This is a genomic window from Bacillus sp. SIMBA_074 (assembly GCF_046534555.1).
GTDB lineage: Bacteria > Bacillota > Bacilli > Bacillales > Bacillaceae_G > Bacillus_A > Bacillus_A mycoides.
The window spans coordinates 178,678-197,501 of sequence record NZ_JAWRYM010000003.1 but is presented as its reverse complement, the minus strand read 5'-3'; the positions used below and the strand labels follow the sequence as shown (position 1 = coordinate 197,501).

The window sequence follows — 18,824 nt, the reverse complement described above, 5'->3', positions numbered from 1 at the left end:
CATGCAGAATGAGGAGGGCTTTACTCTTTTAGAAATGTTATTAGTTATGGTTGTCATAACTGTATTATTACTATTAATTATTCCAAATGTAGTTACACAGCGCTCATCCGTCCAAGGAAAAGGATGTGCAGCCTATGTGAAATCTATAGAAGCACAAATACAAGCATATCACTTGCAACATAATAAGATTCCATCAATAGAGGAACTTGAAACAGGAAAGTATATTACTTCAAAAACTTGCCCGAAAGGTGAACCAATCCATATTTCCGATGATGGTACGGTATCAGCTGGGAAATCGTGAAGCAAAAAGGTTTTACTCTTTTAGAAATGTTACTTGTCTTATTTGCTATTTCTGTACTGAGTGTTGTTACGCATTTTAACGTTACTTCATTACATGAAAAACAAAAAGTTGAGCAGTTTTTGAAACAGTTTTCAAATGATATTTTGTATATGCAGCAGTTGGCGATTAAGCGTCAACAACATTATACGTTACGCTGGTTTAAAGGGAAACAGATGTATTATATTTCGGAATCGGAGACAGACCTTTTAATTGTTAAGAGAGAATATGATAAAGATGTCCAAATGGATTTGCATACCTTTCCAAATCCAATGACATATAATCCGAGCGGGAATATTAATAGGGGTGGTACGATTTTACTTTCCTATCGAGGGTATAAATATGAGATTGTATTTCAGCTTGGAAGAGGGAGATTTACGTATCGTGAAGTGTCAAAAAGGATCAGTAATGGTTGAAATGGTTGTAGCGTTAAGTTTAATAATGATGGCGGCATCGTTATTGCTCCCGCAAACATTATTAATTATGCAAGAAAGAAAAAATATAAAAATGAGCTATAAAGCATTAATATTATTAAAAAAAGAAGCGGCCTTATTTAAGTATGAGAATGAGGAAAAGCGAGTAAAAGAGCAAGTCGTAAAAGGAATTGTATATTACACATATTGGAGAGGAGATGAAGTTTGTACGATGTGGAAAGATAGGAGAGGAAAAGCGATGGAGCAATGCCTTTATGCAAAGGAAAAATAAAAAAGAAGCGGGATTTACATTAATAGAAATGATTGCATGTTTGTTGATTTTATCAATGTTCTTTTTACTTTTACCGCGTCTTCATATTATGGGGATAGAAAATACACATTCAAAAGGATTAAATGACTGGGAGTGGGATGTATTTTTAGGACAAATGCAATTAGAGTTTCGTGAAGTATCAAGTGGGAGGAAGATAGAGCTAGAAAACGGTGGGAGTATTTTACGCCTCCAACTTCGTAATGGTGATCAGGTGACGTATGAAAAGTTGAATAGTAATTTAATAAGAAAAGTAAATATGCGCGGAAGGGAATTTATATTACAAAGGATTGAAGCGATTTCGTATAAATTAACACCTCATTTGTTATATATATATGTGAAAGATATAAGTGGTGAAATATATGAAGGCGTGGCTGTGCGCTATAGTGAAATTGAGATAGAAACATGAGAAAACAAGATGGATTTGCAATGCCAGGAACAATTATTTTTCTTATTTTATTCATTTCTTTTTTGATGTACGAAACGGATATGTTACTTTCGGATAAAAAATTTTATTCTGAAATAGAACAAAGTTTTTTCATGGAGGAACTTGTTGATCGCGCTATTTCAGATATAAAAAGAGAGTTACAGCAAAAAGAAAAAGAGGATGTTTTTTTATTTCAGTATGAAAGAGGAGAAGTGAGTGGAAAGTACGTCTTTGAAAATGATGTTATTATCATTTCGTTGCAATGTGTTACAAAACAGAGAGTTTTCTATACAGTAAGCTTTCGGTATAGGGAAAAGGATAATAAAATATTTGATTGGGTAGAAGGATAATATGTAAAATATATGGAGAAGAACCATGAGTTTCTATTGTGGAGGGAGTCAATTTCTTTGAGGAAAGGGATAAGAATAATGGTCAAAAGTTTAAATTTTCTCAAAAAAGAGAAAGGTAGAAAGAATATGATATATTCATGCTATCCAATCATTTTTTTCTAGGGAGATAAGGAAATGACAAATAACAATCAAATAGGTGAAAATAAGGAACAAACTATTTTTGATCATAAAGGAAATACGATTATGACAGAGGATAGAGAAATACAAATTATTTCAAAATTCGAAGAACCTCTTATTGTCGTATTAGCAAATGTATTAAGTGATGAAGAGTGCGATGAATTAATTGAATTGTCTAAAAGTAAGATGGAACGTTCTAAAGTTGGTTCATCACGTGATGTAAATGATATTCGAACGAGTAGTGGTGCATTTTTGGAAGAGAATGAACTAACTTCGAAGATTGAAAAACGAATTTCATCTATCACGAATGTTCCTGTAGCGCATGGAGAAGGATTGCACATTTTAAATTATGAAGTAGATCAAGAATATAAAGCGCACTATGATTATTTTGCGGAACATAGTAGATCAGCTGCTAATAATCGTATAAGTACTCTTGTGATGTACTTAAATGATGTAGAAGAAGGCGGAGAAACATTCTTTCCGAAATTAAATCTTTCTGTACACCCTAGAAAGGGAATGGCAGTATACTTTGAGTACTTTTATCAAGATCAATCACTAAATGAGCTTACGTTACATGGAGGGGCACCTGTTACGAAGGGCGAGAAATGGATTGCAACGCAGTGGGTGAGAAGAGGTACTTATAAGTAAAAGTGAGCCAGCTTGTTTGATTACGAGAAAATAGTGAGTATGTTACGTTTTGTTCTTCATAGCATAAGAAGAACAAAACGTTTTTTTATTAAATAAAGTAACATCTTTCGTTATAATAACAAATAATAACGGATGATTGAGAGGAACAAAAATGAAATCTATATACATAACTGGCTATATGGGAGCCGGGAAAACAACAATTGGAAAAGTGTTAAGTAAAGAACTTCATATGGATGTTGTAGATACAGACCAAAAAATTGAAGAGAAGCAAGAGAAGGCAATTCGTGATATTTTTGCCGAAGAAGGCGAAATGGCTTTTCGGGAATATGAAAGTGAAATGTTACGTTCACTACCGGTTCAGAATGTAATTATTACAACGGGTGGAGGGATTATTGAACGAGCGGAAAATCGAAAGTGGATGAAGGAAAATGGAACTGTTGTGTATTTATATTGCGATCCACATGTAATTGCAGAAAGGCTTCGTGAAGATACGACACGTCCACTATTTCAGAAGAAAGATATAGATGCATTTATAACGAAATTTGAATCGCGCCGAGCTTATTATGAAGAGGCTGATATTCATATCGATACGACAAATAAGTCGGTAAAGCAAATTATGAATGAATTAAAGCAAAAGATTAATGAATAAAAAAGTGGACATACTAATCAAGTAGAGGTGATGATAATATGTCTACTAATGATTATGTACGCTTTGTGACACAGCAATTTGTGTCATATATGGATGCTCCAAAAGAGGATCGAAAACAACAGAAACAACAACGTCGTGCGGAGAAAGAGCCATTCTTAAATAAATGGTTTGGTGTTATGCCACTGAGCGCTGCTTTGTTTTATCGAAATGTAAAAAATAAAAGAAAAAAATCAAGCTAACTTTTTCGTAATATGTCTGGCAAAATAAAGATCCCTTAGTGCAATAAGCTGCTAGGGGATCTTTATTTATTGTTGCACAGATTCTTTTTCTTCAGTAACCGCATGTATCTTATTATTTACCCATACAAACCCTATTCCGATGCAAATAGAAATACCCCAGCCAACAGCGGTCATAATAGCTCTCATTTCACCATATCCATCTACACCGAAAACAGAGATGAAATAGATTTTCAAGAAGCTTTTTAATATAAATTGAAGGCCGAAAAATAGTGTTAAATATTGCAGTGCTGGATATATACGACTATCACGATAAAGCTCACGACTTTTATCACGATCATGACCTTGCAGTGCTGAAATATCCGCTGCGAAATATAACATAAGTGGTTTTTTTATAAAGATTGTACATATAACGATGCAGCCAAGTACGATATGATAATATGCATCATTCCATAGCATTCGTTCCGCTGATCCAGATATTAAGTCTACCGTTGTATTAGAAATGAGTGTAATTAAAATAAAGAACCCTGTAACGTTAAACTGTTTTTCTTTTTTAAAGGTATACAGTGTATAAATAATCCCCGGAACAGAGGAAATTAACATTGCGTAATAAGGATCGATATAAGGTTTTGCAAATTTCCAAATGAGGAATGGGAATACGAGATAAAAGACAAGATCTAATATAGCTTTTTTATTTTGATTCATACAAATCCTCCTTAAGTCATACATATATTTTATAATATAATTTCTGAAAATTGTATAAGGTTTAATAAAAAAAAGAAAAGTAGATGATTAGTAGATTAAAAAAATTGTCCCTAGCGTAGTAAGTTTTTTTAGTATATAATAAAGGAAACGCTTTCATTTTTTGATTTGTTCACAAAATGGATGGAAAATCACATATTTACTATTGATATGTTACTTTATAATGAAACTAATTAAATATACATGCATACAATATTGTGAAATAAATAACATAAATAATCTATATAAATGTAAACGTTATCAAAAGAGAGGTGGAGACAATGAGTAAATTTTTCTTCAATCATAATCCAGCAACATTAGAGGATGGAAGACTGGTTAAGTATGCTGAAATTATTTATGGAGAAGGTGGCCGTTCTGTATTAGAAAATTTAATGGTGAAGGCATCTATCAGATTACGTGATCGTTATCCGAATAAATCTGACGAACAGATCTCGAACCTCGTAAATCAAGGCATCCATGATATGTTTCAAAAATACGTGAATGAGTAAGAGCAGCTACTGGCTGCTCTTACTTTTTTTGTATAAGGATTGTGCCTCTAGCTGAAAATAAAGATGCATTTTGAAACATGCAAAAAGGAGGCGAAAAAGATGAGTAATGGAATTGGTCGTTCAAAAGAGAATCTTCCAACTGATGCAAACCATGTAAGTGCAAAGGATCGTGCATATCAGAAACGTATGACAGAGAAAAAACAGCAAGAGCGTAATGAAGATAGAGAATAGGCTGGGAACATATCTTAAAAGAAGCTCCTTCAATCTGAAGGAGCTTTCTTTAAGATAGAAAATGATTTGCGGTAACATAAAAGAGACCACCGTTTATAATTTGTATTGTAATGCGTGGTTCGTATTGTTCTTGTAATGCTTGCTTTTCAATTTCATAGCTTTCTGGAAGTTCATCGCTATCTTCGTAAAATCGATTTAAAAGGTCTAAATCGTGATTCCAACGCACTCTCGCTTCTTTTGCCCACGTGTGGTCATCTTCAGCGATTATACTTTTTAAAGCATCCTCTATACGTTGTAAGCCACTTTGTGGCTTAATGATAGGTGAGAGGGTAAAACAAAAGTCAGGTATTTTCGGTGTGAGTTTGATCTCTGCTAAAGTGTCGTGAAAGTTTGCAATCATTGTCCCGGAAATAAGATGAATACCGATGGAATGAAGTATGTCTTTTTTTCGGTCGCATTGATAAGATACTTTTATATTTACACCAAGCCAAGGATGAAGGGGGGTATGAGTTGCCCCGCTATGTTTCACTTCCTCATATAAACGTATGTATGAACCTAGTTCTTTTGTTGTTTCAAATATTTGATGCAAACGGGGTGAACCGTAATGAATAAGTTCACCGTCGTTTTCTTCGTTTTCTGGATTTGTAATAAGAGTAAGGCGCATCGGGTTCGGAACGCCTCCTGTTTTTTCAAGATAGTGCCAATAGAAAGGGCGGTTCATTAATAATTTATCCATTTCAATTGTTAACTGCACGTCTAATAGGTGAGGGGAACGTTCTAAAATTTCGCAGTTATTCGCCTCAAAAAAGTTATATAAGTAATTATGAATTTCATTTTGCTGCATAGTCCTGCACCTCTGCTTCATTGCGCTTCGCAAAATCGATAATAGATGTTAAATTTTCCATCTTGATTCGAATTTCACCTTCGCTTTTTGACTGCGCGAAAATTTCTTGAATATGCGCATCAATATTTTTCATGTTGATTCTCGTTAAAATTTCATCGAGTTCACCGATTACACGTTCAAATAAATTAATTTTTTCATATAGTAGTTTTAAAATGTGCTCTTCAACAGTGTGCTTTGTTGCTAAGTTATAAATATGAACATCATTTTTTTGTCCAAGACGGTGAATACGTCCAATCCTTTGCTCGAGTCGCATTGGATTCCACGGTAAGTCGTAATTAATCATATGGCTACAAAATTGTAAGTTAATTCCTTCACCACCAGCTTCGGTCGCAATTAATACTTGGGCATGATTTTGGAAAAGCTCCTTCATCCAATCTTTCTTCCCGCGCTTAAATCCACCGCGAAATGGAACAGAGGAAATGCCATGTTGTTGTAAGAACCATTGTAAATACATTTGTGAAGCTCTATATTCAGTGAAGATAATGACTTTATCGTCAACTTCTTTTATAAGCTCTAGTGCTTTATTTGCTTTGGAGTTGAACGGAATATGATTAATTTTGTCCATCAGCACATCAATATGTGGGTCCTTTATGTAGTGCTCATTTTCTTTCTGTCTTTTTTCTACATGTTTTTTTAATGAATAGTAAACAGCTTCACGACTACTACATGCTTCCCGTTTTAAAGTTAAGGATGAGAAAGCAGATGTGACGGCATCTTGTCCACGCCAATTTTCAATTTCATTATACAAAGCTTGTTCTTCTTCATTGAATTCAACGAAGATTGTTCGTACATGCCTCTTCGGCCAATCAATGCCAGTGTTATTGCGTCTATTTCGAACCATTACTTTATTGATAAGAGCTTTTAAATCTTCATCGGATTCAGTGGAACGATTTTTGGAAGCGTAATATTCTTCAAAATTAGATTGATTGCCTAAATGACCTGGTTTTAATAAAGAAACGAGGTTGAAGATTTCATCGATTTTATTTTGAACAGGAGTTGCAGTTAGTAATAAACAAAACTTCTTTTTTAATCGCTGTGCAAATTCATAGTTTTTTGTTTTATTATTTTTTAGTTTATGTGCTTCATCGATAATAATAAGGTCATACTCTAGGTTTAAAACGATATCGCGATGCGGTGAACGTTTCGCAGTATCGATTGATGAAACGATGACATCAGCTTGTTCCCAAGAATAACTTTTCTTTTGAGCGACCGCAGGAATAAAAAATTTTGTGTTTAGTTCATACGCCCACTGAGATACGAGAGAAGCTGGAACGAGAATGAGTACCTTTTTTACAAGTCCTCGAACCATATATTCTTTCAAAATAAGTCCAGCTTCAATCGTTTTTCCAAGTCCAACTTCATCTGCTAGAATCGCTTTACCATTCATTTGTTCAATGACATTTTGAGCGACCTCTAATTGATGTGGAAGCGGCGTGAAATGTGATAAATGTTTCGGTGCTTGCAATCCATCAAAAGTAGGGACGAGTAACGATTTCTCTGTTTTATAAGCTAAATGATATAAATCCCAATTTGTCCAAGGACCATCTTCATCAATTCTTTTTAAAAAATTGTTTTGCCACGTTCGATCTACGGAAATATCGACATTCATTAAGACTCTCCCACCTTTTATAAACTAAAGTGATTATTTAAAAAATCTTTATTATAAGCCTCGTAATAAGGCGCTATCACAATTACTAAAAGTTAAAGAATAGGCAATGATAAAGGGCTAAATTTCAAAATTTGTATTTAATAAGATTAAGAATGAAAAATTCTAAATTATTTTTTATGCTAGAATATTGATGAAATATAGCGAATAATGTTAGGATAATGGTGTGAAATGTGTGGAATCTTTCGTATTTTATCCAAGAAAGTAACTTTTTATTTACGCTTTCATAAAAAAATATACTGAGATTCCGTATAACCTTATCTTTTCAGAATGAAAATGTTTAGATATGGGAAGCAACTTTTATTGATTTGTCAGAGCATAAGGGGGAAAGAGCATGATTACATTACAACGTACACCGTTATTTGATGTATACGCGAAGTATGGTGGGAAAACAGTCGACTTCGGTGGTTGGGAATTACCAGTTCAATTTTCAAGCATTAAAGAGGAACATGAAGCTGTACGTACAGGAGCAGGTTTGTTCGATGTATCTCATATGGGAGAAGTAGAGGTAAAAGGTGTAGATAGTTTAGCATTTTTACAACGTGTTGTTACAAATGACGTATCTACCTTAAAGGTAGGGGGCGCACAATATACAGCTATGTGCTATGAAAATGGTGGCACAGTAGATGACTTATTAATCTACAAACGTGGTGAAGAAGACTATTTATTAGTAATCAATGCATCAAATATCGAGAAAGATTACGAATGGTTAGCTAGCCATGTAATTGGCGATGCGAAAGTAGTCAATGTTTCTAGTGAAGTTGCGCAGCTTGCAATTCAAGGACCAAAAGCAGAAGGCATTTTACAAAAAGTTGTGTCAGAAGATTTAAAAGAAATTAAGTTCTTTAAATTTAAAAATAATATTCTTGTAGATGGAATTCCTGCACTTGTATCTCGTACAGGTTACACAGGTGAAGATGGATTCGAAATTTACTGTAAGAGTGAAGATGCAGCAAAACTTTGGGAGAAACTTCTTGAAGTGGGAGCAGAAGAGGGCTTAAAACCATGTGGCTTAGGTGCTCGTGATACACTTCGCTTCGAAGCAACACTTCCGTTATACGGACAAGAGTTATCAAAAGATATTACACCGATTGAAGCGGGAATTGGCTTTGCGGTAAAACCAAATAAAGAAGCAGATTTCTTTGGAAAAGAAACGTTAAAAGAGCAAAAAGAAAACGGTGCATCTCGTAAATTAGTCGGCATCGAAGTAATCGAACGCGGTATTCCTCGTACGCATTACCCTGTATTTATAGGAGAAGAAAAAATCGGGGAAGTAACGAGTGGTACACAATCTCCAACGTTAAAGAAAAGCATTGGTTTAGCACTAATTGATGTAAAATACGCAGCAGTTGATACAGAAGTAGAAATTGAAATTCGTAATAAACGCGTCAAAGCAGTAGTTGTTCCAACACCATTTTATAAACGTTCAAAGTAACGGGGAGAGGGGTAGATTTCATGTTGCATCGTTATCTTCCAATGACAGAAGAAGACAAAAAAGAAATGTTACAAACAATCGGCGTTCAAACGATTGATGAGTTATTCTCTGATATTCCAGAGAGTGTTCGTTTTAAAGGGGATTTAAAAATTAAAGAAGCAAAATCAGAGCCAGAGCTTTTAAAAGAGCTATCTCAAATGGCTAGCAAAAATGCGAACTTAAAAGAATATGCTTCTTTCTTAGGAGCAGGTGTATACGATCATTACGCTCCAGTAATTGTTGATCATGTTATTTCTCGTTCAGAGTTTTATACAGCATACACACCATACCAACCAGAAATTTCACAAGGGGAATTACAAGCAATTTTTGAATTCCAAACAATGATTTGTGAATTAACAGGAATGGATGTAGCAAACTCTTCTATGTATGACGGAGGTACAGCTTTAGCTGAAGCGGCAATGCTAGCAGCTGGTCATACTCGCAAAAAGAAAATTCTTGTATCTAAGGCAGTTCATCCAGAATCAAGAGCGGTACTTGAAACATATGCAAAAGGTCAAAATCTTGAAGTTGTTGAAATTGATCATAAAAACGGTGTAACAGATTTAGAAGTATTACAAAGTGAAGTAGATGATACAGTTGCTTGTGTAATCGTTCAATATCCAAACTTCTTCGGACAAGTGGAAAAGTTAGCTGATATCGAAAAAATCGTTCATCAACAAAAATCATTATTTATCGTTTCTTCAAATCCATTATCATTAGGCGCATTAACACCGCCAGGAAAATTCGGTGCTGATGTTGTAATCGGTGATGCACAACCATTCGGTATCCCAACGCAGTTTGGTGGACCGCACTGTGGTTACTTTGCAACAACGAAAGCATTTATGCGTAAAATTCCAGGACGTCTTGTCGGACAAACTGTAGATTCAGATGGTAAACGTGGATTTGTATTAACGTTACAAGCACGTGAACAGCATATTCGTCGTGATAAAGCGACGTCTAACATTTGTTCAAACCAAGCGTTAAATGCATTAGCAGCTTCTGTTGCAATGACGGCACTTGGCAAACAAGGTGTAAAAGAAATGGCACGTCAAAACATTTCTAAAGCACAATATGCAAAACGCCAATTTGAAGCGAAAGGTTTCACAGTAACGTTCGCTGGACCATTCTTTAATGAATTTGTTGTAGATTGTAAACGTCCAGTTAAAGAAATAAATGATGTATTAATACAAAAGAATATTATCGGTGGTTACGACCTAGGCCGTGATTATAAAGAGCATGAAGACCATATGCTTGTAGCGGTAACAGAGCTTCGTACAAAAGAGGAAATTGACACACTTGTAAACGAAATGGGGGCTATCCAATGAAGAACCAAGACCAAGCACTTATTTTTGAAGTGACTAAAGAAGGACGCGTAGGATATAGCTTACCCAAATTAGATGTAGAAGAAGTAAAATTAGAAGATGTGTTTGAGAGTGATTATATTCGAGTAGAAGATGCAGAGCTTCCAGAAGTATCTGAACTTGATATTATGCGCCATTACACAGCGCTTTCAAACCGTAACCACGGTGTGGATTCTGGATTCTATCCACTTGGGTCTTGTACGATGAAATATAATCCGAAAATTAATGAAAACGTAGCTCGTTTCGCAGGCTTTGCAAATATTCATCCACTTCAAGATGAAAAAACAGTGCAAGGTGCAATGGAATTAATGTATGACTTACAAGAACATTTAATTGAAATTACAGGTATGGATACTGTTACGTTACAACCAGCAGCTGGTGCACACGGAGAATGGACAGGATTAATGTTGATTCGTGCATATCATGAAGCGAACGGTGACTTTAACCGTACGAAAGTAATTGTTCCTGACTCTGCTCACGGAACAAACCCGGCGTCTGCAACAGTAGCTGGTTTTGAAACAATTACGGTGAAATCAAATGAACATGGTCTTGTTGACTTAGATGATTTAAAACGTGTTGTAAACGAAGAAACAGCAGCACTTATGTTAACAAATCCAAATACATTAGGCCTATTCGAAGAAAATATTTTAGAAATGGCAGAAATCGTCCATAACGCAGGCGGTAAATTATACTATGATGGTGCAAACTTAAATGCGGTATTAAACCAAGCACGCCCAGGAGATATGGGATTTGACGTTGTGCATTTAAATCTTCATAAAACATTTACAGGTCCGCATGGCGGCGGTGGCCCAGGTTCTGGTCCAGTAGGTGTGAAAGCTGATTTAATTCCGTACTTACCAAAACCGATTTTAGAGAAAACGGAAAATGGCTATCACTTTAACTATGATCGTCCAGAAGCAATTGGGCGTGTGAAACCATTCTATGGTAACTTCGGAATTAACGTTCGTGCATACACATATATTCGTTCTATGGGCCCAGATGGCTTGCGTGCAGTAACTGAGTATGCTGTATTAAATGCGAACTATATGATGAGAAGATTAGCACCATTCTATGATCTTCCGTTCGATAGACATTGCAAGCATGAATTTGTATTATCAGGTCGTCGTCAAAAGAAACTTGGTGTACGTACATTAGATATTGCAAAACGTCTGCTTGATTTCGGTTACCATCCACCAACAATTTACTTCCCATTAAATGTGGAAGAATGTATTATGATTGAGCCAACAGAAACAGAATCAAAAGAAACATTAGATGGTTTCATTGATAAGATGATTCAAATTGCTAAAGAGGTAGAAGAAAATCCAGAAGTTGTACAAGAAGCACCACATACAACAGTAATAAAACGTTTAGATGAAACATTGGCTGCTCGTAAACCAGTTTTACGTTATGAAAAGCTAGCACCTGTACAAGTGTGATTGGAAAAAAAAGAACTCGCTACATGCGGGTTCTTTTTTTTTTGCAACATTGGTGCGGATAGAATGAAAAAAATGTTAAAAATTTATATTTTTTGTTTTATATTGCTGTAAAGATGCGGTTTTATAGGTGTTTTTGTTGAAAAAGTCGGTTTGATAAAAGTATTTATTTTTGTTAGAATTTTATTGAAATTAAGAAGATGTGATGAGGTAGAAATTACTCATTTTTATGTATATGTGAAAAAACGAGCAAGACGGGGGTGGAAGCGTGGGATATCGATGTTATAGAATGGTATACCATTTAGAAAATGGAGAAACAATTAAAGATGTAAAAGAATTTTGTTACCGAGACCAAGGGAAAGTGTTAGAAAGAGTAGCGCACCGTGTAATGGATAATAGAGAAGTGACAGCGATTGATAAACAAGGAACAATCATTTCAATAGCGTGTGAGGACATTGTAAAGGTAGAACTTGATTACATAACAGAAAGTTAACCTTGAGTCATATCGAATTATTCGATACAATATACTGTTGAATGGTGAAGAGAGAAGAGAGGAGTTTATCATGGGTAATACAAGACACTTTTATATGTTTATTTTAGCGTTTGTTCTTGTTGTGGCGTTAACGATTTATTTAATTGTTGATAGCAGCTGGTACAATACAGTTCATCCAGCATTCCTTCTTTTTATGTATGTAGGAATTGCGGTTGTTAGTTTCGGAATGAGAGACGAAATGTTAGATCGCTTTGAAAAGTGATACATATACGAAAGACCAACAGGAAAATGTTGGTCTTTTTTTCTTGCCAAAAATAGGATGGTGTGTATATACTGTGTATATAAGGTATGTACAGTATATACACACTGGAGGAAAACATGAATATTATTATTTCGAATTCTTCCCAAGACCCTATTTATGTACAAATAAGAAAACAATTAAGCCAGCTTATTTTAAATGGTGGTTTAAAGGGTGGAGACCAATTACCGTCTATTCGTAGCTTAGCGAAGGAATTACAGATTAGTGTAATTACAACGAAGCGTGCGTACGAGGAGCTTGAAAAAGAAGGATATATAGAAACTGTTGCTGGGAAAGGGACTTATGTTTCACGTAAAAATAATGAACTACTAAAAGAACAAAGGCTTCGTTTGTTGGAAAGTAAAGTGGAAGAGGTTGTAAATGAAAGTAAAGCGTTGCAGCTTTCACTTGAAGATTTACAGCAGATGATTGCGTGTTTATATGAGGGGGAATAAGGGATGTTAGAGCTAAAAAACGTTTGTAAAAGTTATCAAGATTTTGCAGTGAAAAATGTAAGTTTTACATTACCACGAGGATATATTATGGGATTTGTTGGACCAAATGGAGCCGGGAAAAGTACGACAATCAAAATGATTATGAATTTAATTAGAAAAGATAGCGGCGATATAAAAGTTTTTGGCAAGGACAATAAGAAAGCCGAAAAGGAAATAAAACAAAATATTGGTTTTGTATATGATGAAAATCATTATTACGAAGATTTAACGTGTGAACAAATGAAGCGTATTATTGCACCATTATATAAAAAGTGGGACGAAGAGCAATACAAATCGTATATGCACAGATTACAAGTTCCGAAGTATAAAAAAATTAAAGAACTCTCAAAAGGGATGAAAATGAAATTTGCGATTGCCATTGCACTTTCACATCACGCGGAGTTTATCATTATGGATGAACCGACAGCAGGATTGGACCCAGTTGTTCGAAGTGAATTGCTTGATATATTGCAAGAAATAGTAATGGAAGATGAAGTATCTGTATTATTCTCAACGCACATTACGACAGACTTAGAACGTATTGCAGATTATATTACGTTCATCAATGATGGAGAAATTATATTTACTGGTGAGAAAGACGAATTAATGGAGAACTACGTAATCGTAAAGGGCAGTAATGACTTATTAGATCGAGAAGGAAAAGAACTATTTGTTGGATTACGAAAAAATAAATTTGGTTTCGAAGGTTTAGCAGAGGATAAACAAGCAATTATCGATTGGTTTGGAAATGAGGTTGTATTAGAAAATCCTACATTAGATGATATTATCGTTTACACTGCGAAAGGGAGAGGTGCCTATGCGTCAGCTCATCTATAAAGATTTGTTCTTTTTTCGGGGGATATGGCCAGTGTATCTTACTATACCCTTTATATTCTTTTTATTTGAACCCGGTGATGGAATGCTGTTTCCTATGAGTTGTTTATTTATAACTCTTTCCGCAGTTATGATATTAGTCGTAATAGATGAACGAAATACAAGTGACATTATTATGAATAGTTTACCGTTAAGCAGAAAGGATATCATAATTGCTAGATATATTTCCTGTGCAATATTCATTGTAGGGGGCATGGTTTCCACTATGCTAGTTGTTTTTCTTATAAGAGGTATCGCTGTTATTGGTGATATCGGTGCATACTATCCTAAACTTTATATTGAGATTTCATGGTATGAAGTAATAAATGGAATTGTTTACGCCGTATTTTGGATGGTCACCTTTTTCCCTATTTATTATGTTACAAAATCGAAGGCGGTAATAAGTATAATAGCAGCAGCGTCAATAATAGTTGGGGGTATACTTTGGATATTTATCAGTGATGGGCTGAATGAAACAACACCTTCATTCCTTGAGTGGATTATGAATCCTATGCATATTGGTGTATTTATAGTTGGATTCATTACATTAGTTAGTATTTATATAGCTTCTATGTTTCTTACGATCAAAATTTATGAAGCGCGTGATTTATAGAGAGGAGAATTCAGATGCAACAGTTGATTTTGAAGGAGTTTTTCTTACAGAAGAAGATGTTTCCTTTCTATTTTTTAATACCCATTTTATCTGTTTTTAAGAATTCCGTCGACCCGATGGGGATTGCAATAGGATTATTTATAACATGTAGTACGATTATATATATTTCTTTTTATTATGACGAGAAAAGTAAAGCAGAAAAAGTATTAGTGAGCTTGCCTATAACAAGACAAGAGATAGTTATAGCTAAATATATTTCAAGCACAGTATTTATTATGGTTGGTTTGAGTGCAACTTTTATAGTCGTAATATTAAAAAATATTTTGTTGGACGGGGATATAGTTATGCCTGGATATGCAGTGTTTTCAGCAATAGTAGCAACTTTAATTTATTGTGTAGTAACGATACCTGCTAATTACATTGGGGGATATAAAGCTATTACTGTCTTGAATGTGATTATGCTATTTCCTTTAATGGGTATGATTGGTCTTATGTGCAATATTTTTGGTGATAAAACAATTATGTTAAAAGTACTCCACTCTCAAGAGGCTACACTAGCAATGAGTGTTCTTGGTATCGGAGTGTTAGTAAGTATAGTCATATCAATGTTTCTCTCAATGAAAATGTTTCAGGAGGCAGAGTTATAGAAGGGACATTTTCATATTAGGAGGGTAAAACATGATCAAGCAATTAGTCTTAAAAGATATAGTGTTGCAAAGAAAGTTAGGGTTTGTTTATCTTATATGTTTGTTTTTCCTTGCTATTGTTGATTTTCGTAGTGATAGTTTCCTTATGACGATTAGTGTATCTATACCTTTTCTTGGTATGGTACTGTCAATGAGTTATGAGGGAAAAAATAAAAGTGAAATAATAGTAAATAGTTTACCGTTTGAGCGTAAAGATATTGTCATAGCCAAATACATATTTGTAAGTATTTTAGTTGCTTTAGGTGGGATTTTCTCACTTGTAGTTTGTTTAATCCAGTTACAAAATGAACATATAACTGGATTTATGCTGTGGGGAGAAATTCTCGGAGGTATAACAGGTGGGCTTGTTTGTAGCATAATTGTACTTCCGATTGAATTCTCAGTAGGATATAGCAGTGCAAAACAAATTGCTCCGTTCGCCGGACTTGCGTTGGGGTATTTAAGTGGACTGATTGTAAGTAAAGTGTGGTTAGATATAGAGAATGCCTGGAGCACGAGTCTAGTCGTAAATGTTTGTTTTATAGCTGGGCTGCTTCTTTTATATGCTATGTCTATGTTTTTCTCAATGCATTTGTACAATGAGCGTGATTTATAAGGAGGGAGCGATTGTGAAGCAGCTTATAATAAAAGACTTTATCATGCAGTGGAAGTATTTAATATGGCACTTAATGTATCCTCTTTTCTTGTATATGACATTAATAGATATTAAAAGTTTTTACATGATTATGTCAGCTATAATTCCAGTAATAGCAATTTTAAAAACATTTAATGACGATAAAAAATATAATAGTGAAGTAATAGTAAGTAGTTTACCGCTAGCGAGAAAGCAAATTGTGTTAGCTAAATACATAATGGCACTTATTATTTTTATTATAAGTATGATAGTGTCTAGTCCTGTAGTAATCAATCGATTTGAAGATGGAACTTTTGAATTTATAACGACAACAGTAATTACGATTTCTGGCTTTGTTTTTATATATTTAAGCATTGTTTTACCGATATTGTTTTGGTTTGGCTATAAAAAAGCTTCTTTTATTACGCTTTTCATACTAATAGCACCGACAGCAATTGGTACTATGTTCTTTGAAATCAACCTGGAACAAATTCAACTATACAACAGCGTGTTATTCGTTAGTTCAATTTGCATGTTCATAGTATCTGCATTCGTTTCAGTAAAAGTATATGAAAAAAGAGAATTTTAAAAGGTGCCTCATAAAAGGCACCTTATTCAATAACGACAATATGAAAGTAAGAGTTTATAAACAGAGAGGCTGTTTGGTACAACATCTTTTGGAGTATGTAATATAAAGCTGAAAACGATAACGAGAATGAGAAAGAGGAAAAATAAAAACAGGATCTGCTTATGTATAGAATTTTGCATATAACCCACTCCTTTTTTAGGTAGTATGTCCAAAAGAAAGAAGGATATGAAAAATTTTAGGAGGGAGAATGATGAACAAAAGAAAGTGGTTATATAGAATTGGGGTACTTTTATTTTCAATCGGTCTCATATTAGCAAATTTTTACTCGGATATACCACCGCCATTTCCTAATTTGCATAAAGGGATTGGTATAAGTATTGTCATAGCTGGTCTTCTTTGTCTTATCGCATCAAATTTCTATAGAAAATCTGAATGAATATAAAGTGAAACTTTAATCAGTGGGGGTTTTGTCCATCCCCACTGATTATTAGTTGAACCAATCGGGCGTTTACGGGCAGTTGATCTCCCACCTAACTCCCTCGCATTCGCCGAATTTTGAGGTGGGGGTCTTACTGCCCGTTAATGCGGGATAAAAAAGGACAGTTACTTCTTTTCAGAAGAACTGTCCTTTTTAAATAACTTGTTCCAAAGCTTGGCGATGCTCCATATAATTACGATAGTAATGGAGGCAATAATTGACCAAACCATAGATGCAATTTCAAGTGCCATGTTAGGAAGGAATGTAAGAATGGATATTACTTTATGAAACAACCATTCTATTATATGAAAACTTATTTGTAATAGAATGATAATCCCAAGTGTGATCCATGTTAAGATTTGTTTTCCTTTTTCTTTCCACATGACATTCACCTCACGTTAGCCTAATAGTTTTAAGCCAACAGCACCGCATAGAATGCAGCTTAAGAAGGCAAGACGGCGCCAATCCGCTGACTCGCGGAAAATAAGAATACCGAGAAGTGCACTTCCGGCAGTTCCGATTCCAGTCCAAATTGCGTAAGCAGTTCCCATCGGTAATGTGTTCATTGCAAGAGATAAGAAGAAGAAGCTTACGCCGAAGTTAGCGATTAAAATAACTTTTGGTGCCCAGCCTTTCTTTTCAGTGGCTACTTTCATAAAGAGTACACCAACAATTTCACAAATACCAGCTAGAATTAAAAATACCCAAGCCATTTTATGCGGCCTCCTTCGCTTCTTTTTCTTCTGTTACTCGTTTTAAACCAATTACTCCGAAGAAGATTAAACCGATTAATAATACTTTTACGATAGAGAAAGGTTCTCCGAAGATGAAAATCTCGGTAAGAACGATTCCACCTGCTCCAATTCCAGTGAAGACTGCGTAAACAGTACCAACAGGTAAATCTTTATAAGCTCTAAATAATAAGACGAAACTAATTGTAATTAATAGAGCAACACCAGCCCACTCAAGTGGTGCCTCCGCTTTTTTTAGTCCAATCACCCAAAAGATTTCAATAATACCAGCTATGATTACATAAATCCATGCCATATGTCATTTCTCCTTCCTACCAGTCGTTAGGTAAAGGGCTTAAAAACGACGCATTGCAAAGGAGCAATCCGTCAGTTTGAAAGTCCGCGCCAAAATACTTTCCAAGAAGCTTCTAAACGTGTCTCAAAACGATTTAAACCTGCGTATAGTAGTTCAACCATAAGGCCGTCAAGTAAGCATAAAAAAGCCTCCAAAGCATCTTTTACTTCAATGTTATGCAGTTCATCTTGTTCGCTTGCTCTTTTAAACACAGGGAATAAAAGTTTTCCGACATTTTCAATGTGTACATTCGCTTTATCAATAATTTGTTCGCGAAATGCATCCGGCGGAAAATAAGAAGTTCGTAACCAAAACATTGATTCTTCACTTTCACCAAATCGTTTTGCATAACCTTTTAACAGATTTATTAGCAATTCTTCAGTAGACGATTTTGAAAAATTTTCGATATCGTCTGTGAAGCTTTGTAAATCTTTTTGAAGAGCGGATTCCAAGCATGTAAAATATAGCTCTTCTTTTCCTTTAAAGTGTGCGTAAATCGATGGTTTTTTAATCCCAACTTCTTGAGCAATATTTGCTAATGAAGTTCCTTCGTAGCCGTAGCGTGCGAAATGAGAAAGTGCTACAGCTTTAATGCGGTTTGCTGTCATTTTCATCCCCTACCTACCGTTCGTTAGGTTCATTATATGAGATAAAAAATATAAAGTCAATAGGTGAAGAACTGAAAAAAGAGTGCTA

At 34.8% G+C, this 18,824-nt stretch carries 29 protein-coding genes and 1 pseudogene; 22 read left to right on the top strand and 8 right to left on the bottom strand.

The genetic code is table 11. The features are described from left to right. The first annotated feature begins 1 nt into the window (after position 1). From comGC to SB773_RS05645, 8 genes are all read left to right on the top strand, one after another. Positions 2–301 (top strand): competence type IV pilus major pilin ComGC, encoded by a 300-nt coding sequence (gene comGC, locus SB773_RS05680; RefSeq protein WP_002088623.1) that lies wholly within the window; start codon positions 2–4, stop codon positions 299–301. Then, on the top strand, positions 298–753 hold the full coding sequence (comGD, locus tag SB773_RS05675) for a competence type IV pilus minor pilin ComGD (protein ID WP_002129089.1): 456 nt from the start codon (positions 298–300) through the stop codon (positions 751–753). The genes comGC and comGD overlap by 4 nt, the downstream gene beginning before the upstream one ends. After that, entirely contained in the window at positions 746–1,042 is a 297-nt protein-coding gene (locus SB773_RS05670; protein WP_410589090.1) for a type II secretion system protein, read from the top strand. Before comGD ends, SB773_RS05670 begins: the two co-directional genes overlap by 8 nt. Further along, positions 1,026–1,487: a competence type IV pilus minor pilin ComGF gene (gene comGF, locus SB773_RS05665; RefSeq protein WP_044442604.1), complete on the top strand. Its 462-nt coding sequence runs from the start codon at positions 1,026–1,028 to the stop codon at positions 1,485–1,487. Before SB773_RS05670 ends, comGF begins: the two co-directional genes overlap by 17 nt. Next, complete coding sequence (gene comGG / locus SB773_RS05660; RefSeq protein WP_410588943.1) at positions 1,484–1,855, top strand: competence type IV pilus minor pilin ComGG; 372 nt, start codon at positions 1,484–1,486, stop codon at positions 1,853–1,855. The genes comGF and comGG overlap by 4 nt, the downstream gene beginning before the upstream one ends. 174 nt (positions 1,856–2,029) lie before the next feature. Next, positions 2,030–2,680, top strand: a complete 651-nt coding sequence (locus SB773_RS05655; RefSeq protein WP_002131210.1) for a 2OG-Fe(II) oxygenase — start codon at positions 2,030–2,032, stop codon at positions 2,678–2,680. A 151-nt stretch (positions 2,681–2,831) separates the two neighbouring features. Next, a complete protein-coding gene (locus tag SB773_RS05650; protein WP_002129082.1) occupies positions 2,832–3,329 on the top strand; it encodes a shikimate kinase in 498 nt (165 codons plus the stop codon). A 38-nt stretch (positions 3,330–3,367) separates the two neighbouring features. Continuing rightward, entirely contained in the window at positions 3,368–3,568 is a 201-nt protein-coding gene (locus tag SB773_RS05645; RefSeq protein ID WP_002015009.1) for a YqzE family protein, read from the top strand. Positions 3,569–3,634: 66 nt separating this feature from the next. Here the strand turns inward: SB773_RS05645 and SB773_RS05640 are convergent, their stop codons facing one another. Continuing rightward, positions 3,635–4,270, bottom strand: a complete 636-nt coding sequence (locus tag SB773_RS05640) for a VC0807 family protein (protein WP_002015010.1) — start codon at positions 4,268–4,270, stop codon at positions 3,635–3,637. 128 nt (positions 4,271–4,398) lie between these two features. Next, positions 4,399–4,516 (bottom strand): annotated as a pseudogene (locus tag SB773_RS05635) (GTP pyrophosphokinase). Positions 4,517–4,587: 71 nt separating this feature from the next. On the opposite strand from SB773_RS05635, the gene SB773_RS05630 reads away from it, so the two are divergent. Continuing rightward, positions 4,588–4,815 (top strand): hypothetical protein, encoded by a 228-nt coding sequence (locus SB773_RS05630; RefSeq protein WP_000032698.1) that lies wholly within the window; start codon positions 4,588–4,590, stop codon positions 4,813–4,815. 99 nt (positions 4,816–4,914) lie between these two features. Next, positions 4,915–5,046 (top strand): hypothetical protein, encoded by a 132-nt coding sequence (locus SB773_RS05625; RefSeq protein WP_002088613.1) that lies wholly within the window; start codon positions 4,915–4,917, stop codon positions 5,044–5,046. A 49-nt stretch (positions 5,047–5,095) separates the two neighbouring features. Here SB773_RS05625 and SB773_RS05620 read toward each other — a convergent pair whose 3' ends face one another. Both SB773_RS05620 and SB773_RS05615 read right to left on the bottom strand, forming a co-directional pair. Next, positions 5,096–5,890 (bottom strand): YqhG family protein, encoded by a 795-nt coding sequence (locus SB773_RS05620; RefSeq protein ID WP_002088611.1) that lies wholly within the window; start codon positions 5,888–5,890, stop codon positions 5,096–5,098. Then, positions 5,877–7,559 (bottom strand): DEAD/DEAH box helicase, encoded by a 1,683-nt coding sequence (locus tag SB773_RS05615; protein ID WP_002015016.1) that lies wholly within the window; start codon positions 7,557–7,559, stop codon positions 5,877–5,879. The genes SB773_RS05620 and SB773_RS05615 overlap by 14 nt, the downstream gene beginning before the upstream one ends. A 391-nt stretch (positions 7,560–7,950) precedes the next feature. Here SB773_RS05615 and gcvT point away from each other — a divergent pair, with 391 nt between their 5' ends. From gcvT to SB773_RS05555, 12 genes are all read left to right on the top strand, one after another. Next, positions 7,951–9,051 carry a glycine cleavage system aminomethyltransferase GcvT gene (gcvT, locus tag SB773_RS05610; protein ID WP_002034013.1) on the top strand — a complete coding sequence of 367 codons (1,101 nt, stop codon included), beginning with the start codon at positions 7,951–7,953 and terminating at the stop codon, positions 9,049–9,051. Between the two features lie 20 nt (positions 9,052–9,071). Continuing rightward, positions 9,072–10,415, top strand: a complete 1,344-nt coding sequence (gcvPA, locus tag SB773_RS05605) for an aminomethyl-transferring glycine dehydrogenase subunit 1 (RefSeq protein ID WP_002034012.1) — start codon at positions 9,072–9,074, stop codon at positions 10,413–10,415. Continuing rightward, positions 10,412–11,887: an aminomethyl-transferring glycine dehydrogenase subunit 2 gene (gene gcvPB / locus SB773_RS05600; RefSeq protein WP_410588938.1), complete on the top strand. Its 1,476-nt coding sequence runs from the start codon at positions 10,412–10,414 to the stop codon at positions 11,885–11,887. Before gcvPA ends, gcvPB begins: the two co-directional genes overlap by 4 nt. 286 nt (positions 11,888–12,173) lie before the next feature. After that, positions 12,174–12,377 (top strand): DUF3929 family protein, encoded by a 204-nt coding sequence (locus tag SB773_RS05595; protein WP_000262495.1) that lies wholly within the window; start codon positions 12,174–12,176, stop codon positions 12,375–12,377. Positions 12,378–12,447: 70 nt separating this feature from the next. Then, the gene (locus SB773_RS05590) at positions 12,448–12,639 is read left to right on the top strand and encodes a hypothetical protein (protein ID WP_002088608.1); all 192 of its coding nucleotides are present in this window, start codon (positions 12,448–12,450) and stop codon (positions 12,637–12,639) included. 116 nt (positions 12,640–12,755) lie between these two features. Further along, a complete protein-coding gene (locus SB773_RS05585) occupies positions 12,756–13,130 on the top strand; it encodes a GntR family transcriptional regulator (protein ID WP_002015024.1) in 375 nt (124 codons plus the stop codon). Between the two features lie 3 nt (positions 13,131–13,133). Then, complete coding sequence (locus tag SB773_RS05580) at positions 13,134–14,006, top strand: ABC transporter ATP-binding protein (protein WP_131246346.1); 873 nt, start codon at positions 13,134–13,136, stop codon at positions 14,004–14,006. Continuing rightward, positions 13,987–14,655, top strand: a complete 669-nt coding sequence (locus tag SB773_RS05575) for an ABC-2 transporter permease (protein WP_410588935.1) — start codon at positions 13,987–13,989, stop codon at positions 14,653–14,655. The genes SB773_RS05580 and SB773_RS05575 overlap by 20 nt, the downstream gene beginning before the upstream one ends. Before the next feature lie 14 nt (positions 14,656–14,669). Then, positions 14,670–15,302: an ABC-2 transporter permease gene (locus SB773_RS05570; RefSeq protein WP_410588933.1), complete on the top strand. Its 633-nt coding sequence runs from the start codon at positions 14,670–14,672 to the stop codon at positions 15,300–15,302. 31 nt (positions 15,303–15,333) lie between these two features. After that, the gene (locus SB773_RS05565; RefSeq protein ID WP_410588931.1) at positions 15,334–15,957 is read left to right on the top strand and encodes an ABC-2 transporter permease; all 624 of its coding nucleotides are present in this window, start codon (positions 15,334–15,336) and stop codon (positions 15,955–15,957) included. Positions 15,958–15,970: 13 nt separating this feature from the next. Continuing rightward, complete coding sequence (locus SB773_RS05560; RefSeq protein ID WP_410588929.1) at positions 15,971–16,564, top strand: ABC-2 transporter permease; 594 nt, start codon at positions 15,971–15,973, stop codon at positions 16,562–16,564. 250 nt (positions 16,565–16,814) lie between these two features. Continuing rightward, positions 16,815–17,000, top strand: a complete 186-nt coding sequence (locus SB773_RS05555) for a hypothetical protein (RefSeq protein ID WP_002145769.1) — start codon at positions 16,815–16,817, stop codon at positions 16,998–17,000. Between the two features lie 167 nt (positions 17,001–17,167). Here SB773_RS05555 and SB773_RS05550 read toward each other — a convergent pair whose 3' ends face one another. The 4 genes from SB773_RS05550 to SB773_RS05535 all read right to left on the bottom strand — a co-directional run bounded on the left by SB773_RS05550 (position 17,168) and on the right by SB773_RS05535 (position 18,742). After that, entirely contained in the window at positions 17,168–17,425 is a 258-nt protein-coding gene (locus tag SB773_RS05550; RefSeq protein ID WP_410588927.1) for a DUF3975 family protein, read from the bottom strand. 15 nt (positions 17,426–17,440) lie between these two features. Further along, a complete protein-coding gene (locus tag SB773_RS05545) occupies positions 17,441–17,755 on the bottom strand; it encodes a DMT family transporter (RefSeq protein WP_002015033.1) in 315 nt (104 codons plus the stop codon). A 1-nt stretch (position 17,756) separates the two neighbouring features. Beyond that, positions 17,757–18,089, bottom strand: coding sequence for a DMT family transporter (locus tag SB773_RS05540; protein ID WP_000312339.1), 333 nt, complete (start codon positions 18,087–18,089; stop codon positions 17,757–17,759). Positions 18,090–18,160: 71 nt separating this feature from the next. Beyond that, positions 18,161–18,742, bottom strand: coding sequence for a TetR/AcrR family transcriptional regulator (locus SB773_RS05535; RefSeq protein ID WP_002192499.1), 582 nt, complete (start codon positions 18,740–18,742; stop codon positions 18,161–18,163). Between the last annotated feature and the right edge of the window lie 82 nt (positions 18,743–18,824).

Excerpts from the sequence above, each read along its gene's own strand:
- gcvT (WP_002034013.1), top strand. The coding sequence starts at position 7,951 with ATGATTACATTACAACGTACACCGTTATTTGATGTATACGCGAAGTAT.
- SB773_RS05570 (WP_410588933.1), top strand. The coding sequence starts at position 14,670 with ATGCAACAGTTGATTTTGAAGGAGTTTTTCTTACAGAAGAAGATGTTT.
- gcvPB (WP_410588938.1), top strand. The coding sequence starts at position 10,412 with ATGAAGAACCAAGACCAAGCACTTATTTTTGAAGTGACTAAAGAAGGA.
- SB773_RS05620 (WP_002088611.1), bottom strand. The coding sequence starts at position 5,890 with ATGCAGCAAAATGAAATTCATAATTACTTATATAACTTTTTTGAGGCG.
- SB773_RS05595 (WP_000262495.1), top strand. The coding sequence starts at position 12,174 with ATGGTATACCATTTAGAAAATGGAGAAACAATTAAAGATGTAAAAGAA.
- SB773_RS05615 (WP_002015016.1), bottom strand. The coding sequence starts at position 7,559 with ATGAATGTCGATATTTCCGTAGATCGAACGTGGCAAAACAATTTTTTA.
- SB773_RS05575 (WP_410588935.1), top strand. The coding sequence starts at position 13,987 with ATGCGTCAGCTCATCTATAAAGATTTGTTCTTTTTTCGGGGGATATGG.
- SB773_RS05540 (WP_000312339.1), bottom strand. The coding sequence starts at position 18,089 with ATGGCATGGATTTATGTAATCATAGCTGGTATTATTGAAATCTTTTGG.
- SB773_RS05630 (WP_000032698.1), top strand. The coding sequence starts at position 4,588 with ATGAGTAAATTTTTCTTCAATCATAATCCAGCAACATTAGAGGATGGA.
- SB773_RS05640 (WP_002015010.1), bottom strand. The coding sequence starts at position 4,270 with ATGAATCAAAATAAAAAAGCTATATTAGATCTTGTCTTTTATCTCGTA.
- SB773_RS05580 (WP_131246346.1), top strand. The coding sequence starts at position 13,134 with ATGTTAGAGCTAAAAAACGTTTGTAAAAGTTATCAAGATTTTGCAGTG.
- comGC (WP_002088623.1), top strand. The coding sequence starts at position 2 with ATGCAGAATGAGGAGGGCTTTACTCTTTTAGAAATGTTATTAGTTATG.
- comGG (WP_410588943.1), top strand. The coding sequence starts at position 1,484 with ATGAGAAAACAAGATGGATTTGCAATGCCAGGAACAATTATTTTTCTT.
- SB773_RS05545 (WP_002015033.1), bottom strand. The coding sequence starts at position 17,755 with ATGGCTTGGGTATTTTTAATTCTAGCTGGTATTTGTGAAATTGTTGGT.
- gcvPA (WP_002034012.1), top strand. The coding sequence starts at position 9,072 with ATGTTGCATCGTTATCTTCCAATGACAGAAGAAGACAAAAAAGAAATG.
- SB773_RS05585 (WP_002015024.1), top strand. The coding sequence starts at position 12,756 with ATGAATATTATTATTTCGAATTCTTCCCAAGACCCTATTTATGTACAA.
- SB773_RS05555 (WP_002145769.1), top strand. The coding sequence starts at position 16,815 with ATGAACAAAAGAAAGTGGTTATATAGAATTGGGGTACTTTTATTTTCA.
- SB773_RS05625 (WP_002088613.1), top strand. The coding sequence starts at position 4,915 with ATGAGTAATGGAATTGGTCGTTCAAAAGAGAATCTTCCAACTGATGCA.
- SB773_RS05655 (WP_002131210.1), top strand. The coding sequence starts at position 2,030 with ATGACAAATAACAATCAAATAGGTGAAAATAAGGAACAAACTATTTTT.
- SB773_RS05565 (WP_410588931.1), top strand. The coding sequence starts at position 15,334 with ATGATCAAGCAATTAGTCTTAAAAGATATAGTGTTGCAAAGAAAGTTA.
- SB773_RS05590 (WP_002088608.1), top strand. The coding sequence starts at position 12,448 with ATGGGTAATACAAGACACTTTTATATGTTTATTTTAGCGTTTGTTCTT.
- SB773_RS05550 (WP_410588927.1), bottom strand. The coding sequence starts at position 17,425 with ATGTGGAAAGAAAAAGGAAAACAAATCTTAACATGGATCACACTTGGG.
- SB773_RS05645 (WP_002015009.1), top strand. The coding sequence starts at position 3,368 with ATGTCTACTAATGATTATGTACGCTTTGTGACACAGCAATTTGTGTCA.
- comGF (WP_044442604.1), top strand. The coding sequence starts at position 1,026 with ATGCAAAGGAAAAATAAAAAAGAAGCGGGATTTACATTAATAGAAATG.
- SB773_RS05670 (WP_410589090.1), top strand. The coding sequence starts at position 746 with ATGGTTGAAATGGTTGTAGCGTTAAGTTTAATAATGATGGCGGCATCG.
- SB773_RS05535 (WP_002192499.1), bottom strand. The coding sequence starts at position 18,742 with ATGAAAATGACAGCAAACCGCATTAAAGCTGTAGCACTTTCTCATTTC.
- SB773_RS05650 (WP_002129082.1), top strand. The coding sequence starts at position 2,832 with ATGAAATCTATATACATAACTGGCTATATGGGAGCCGGGAAAACAACA.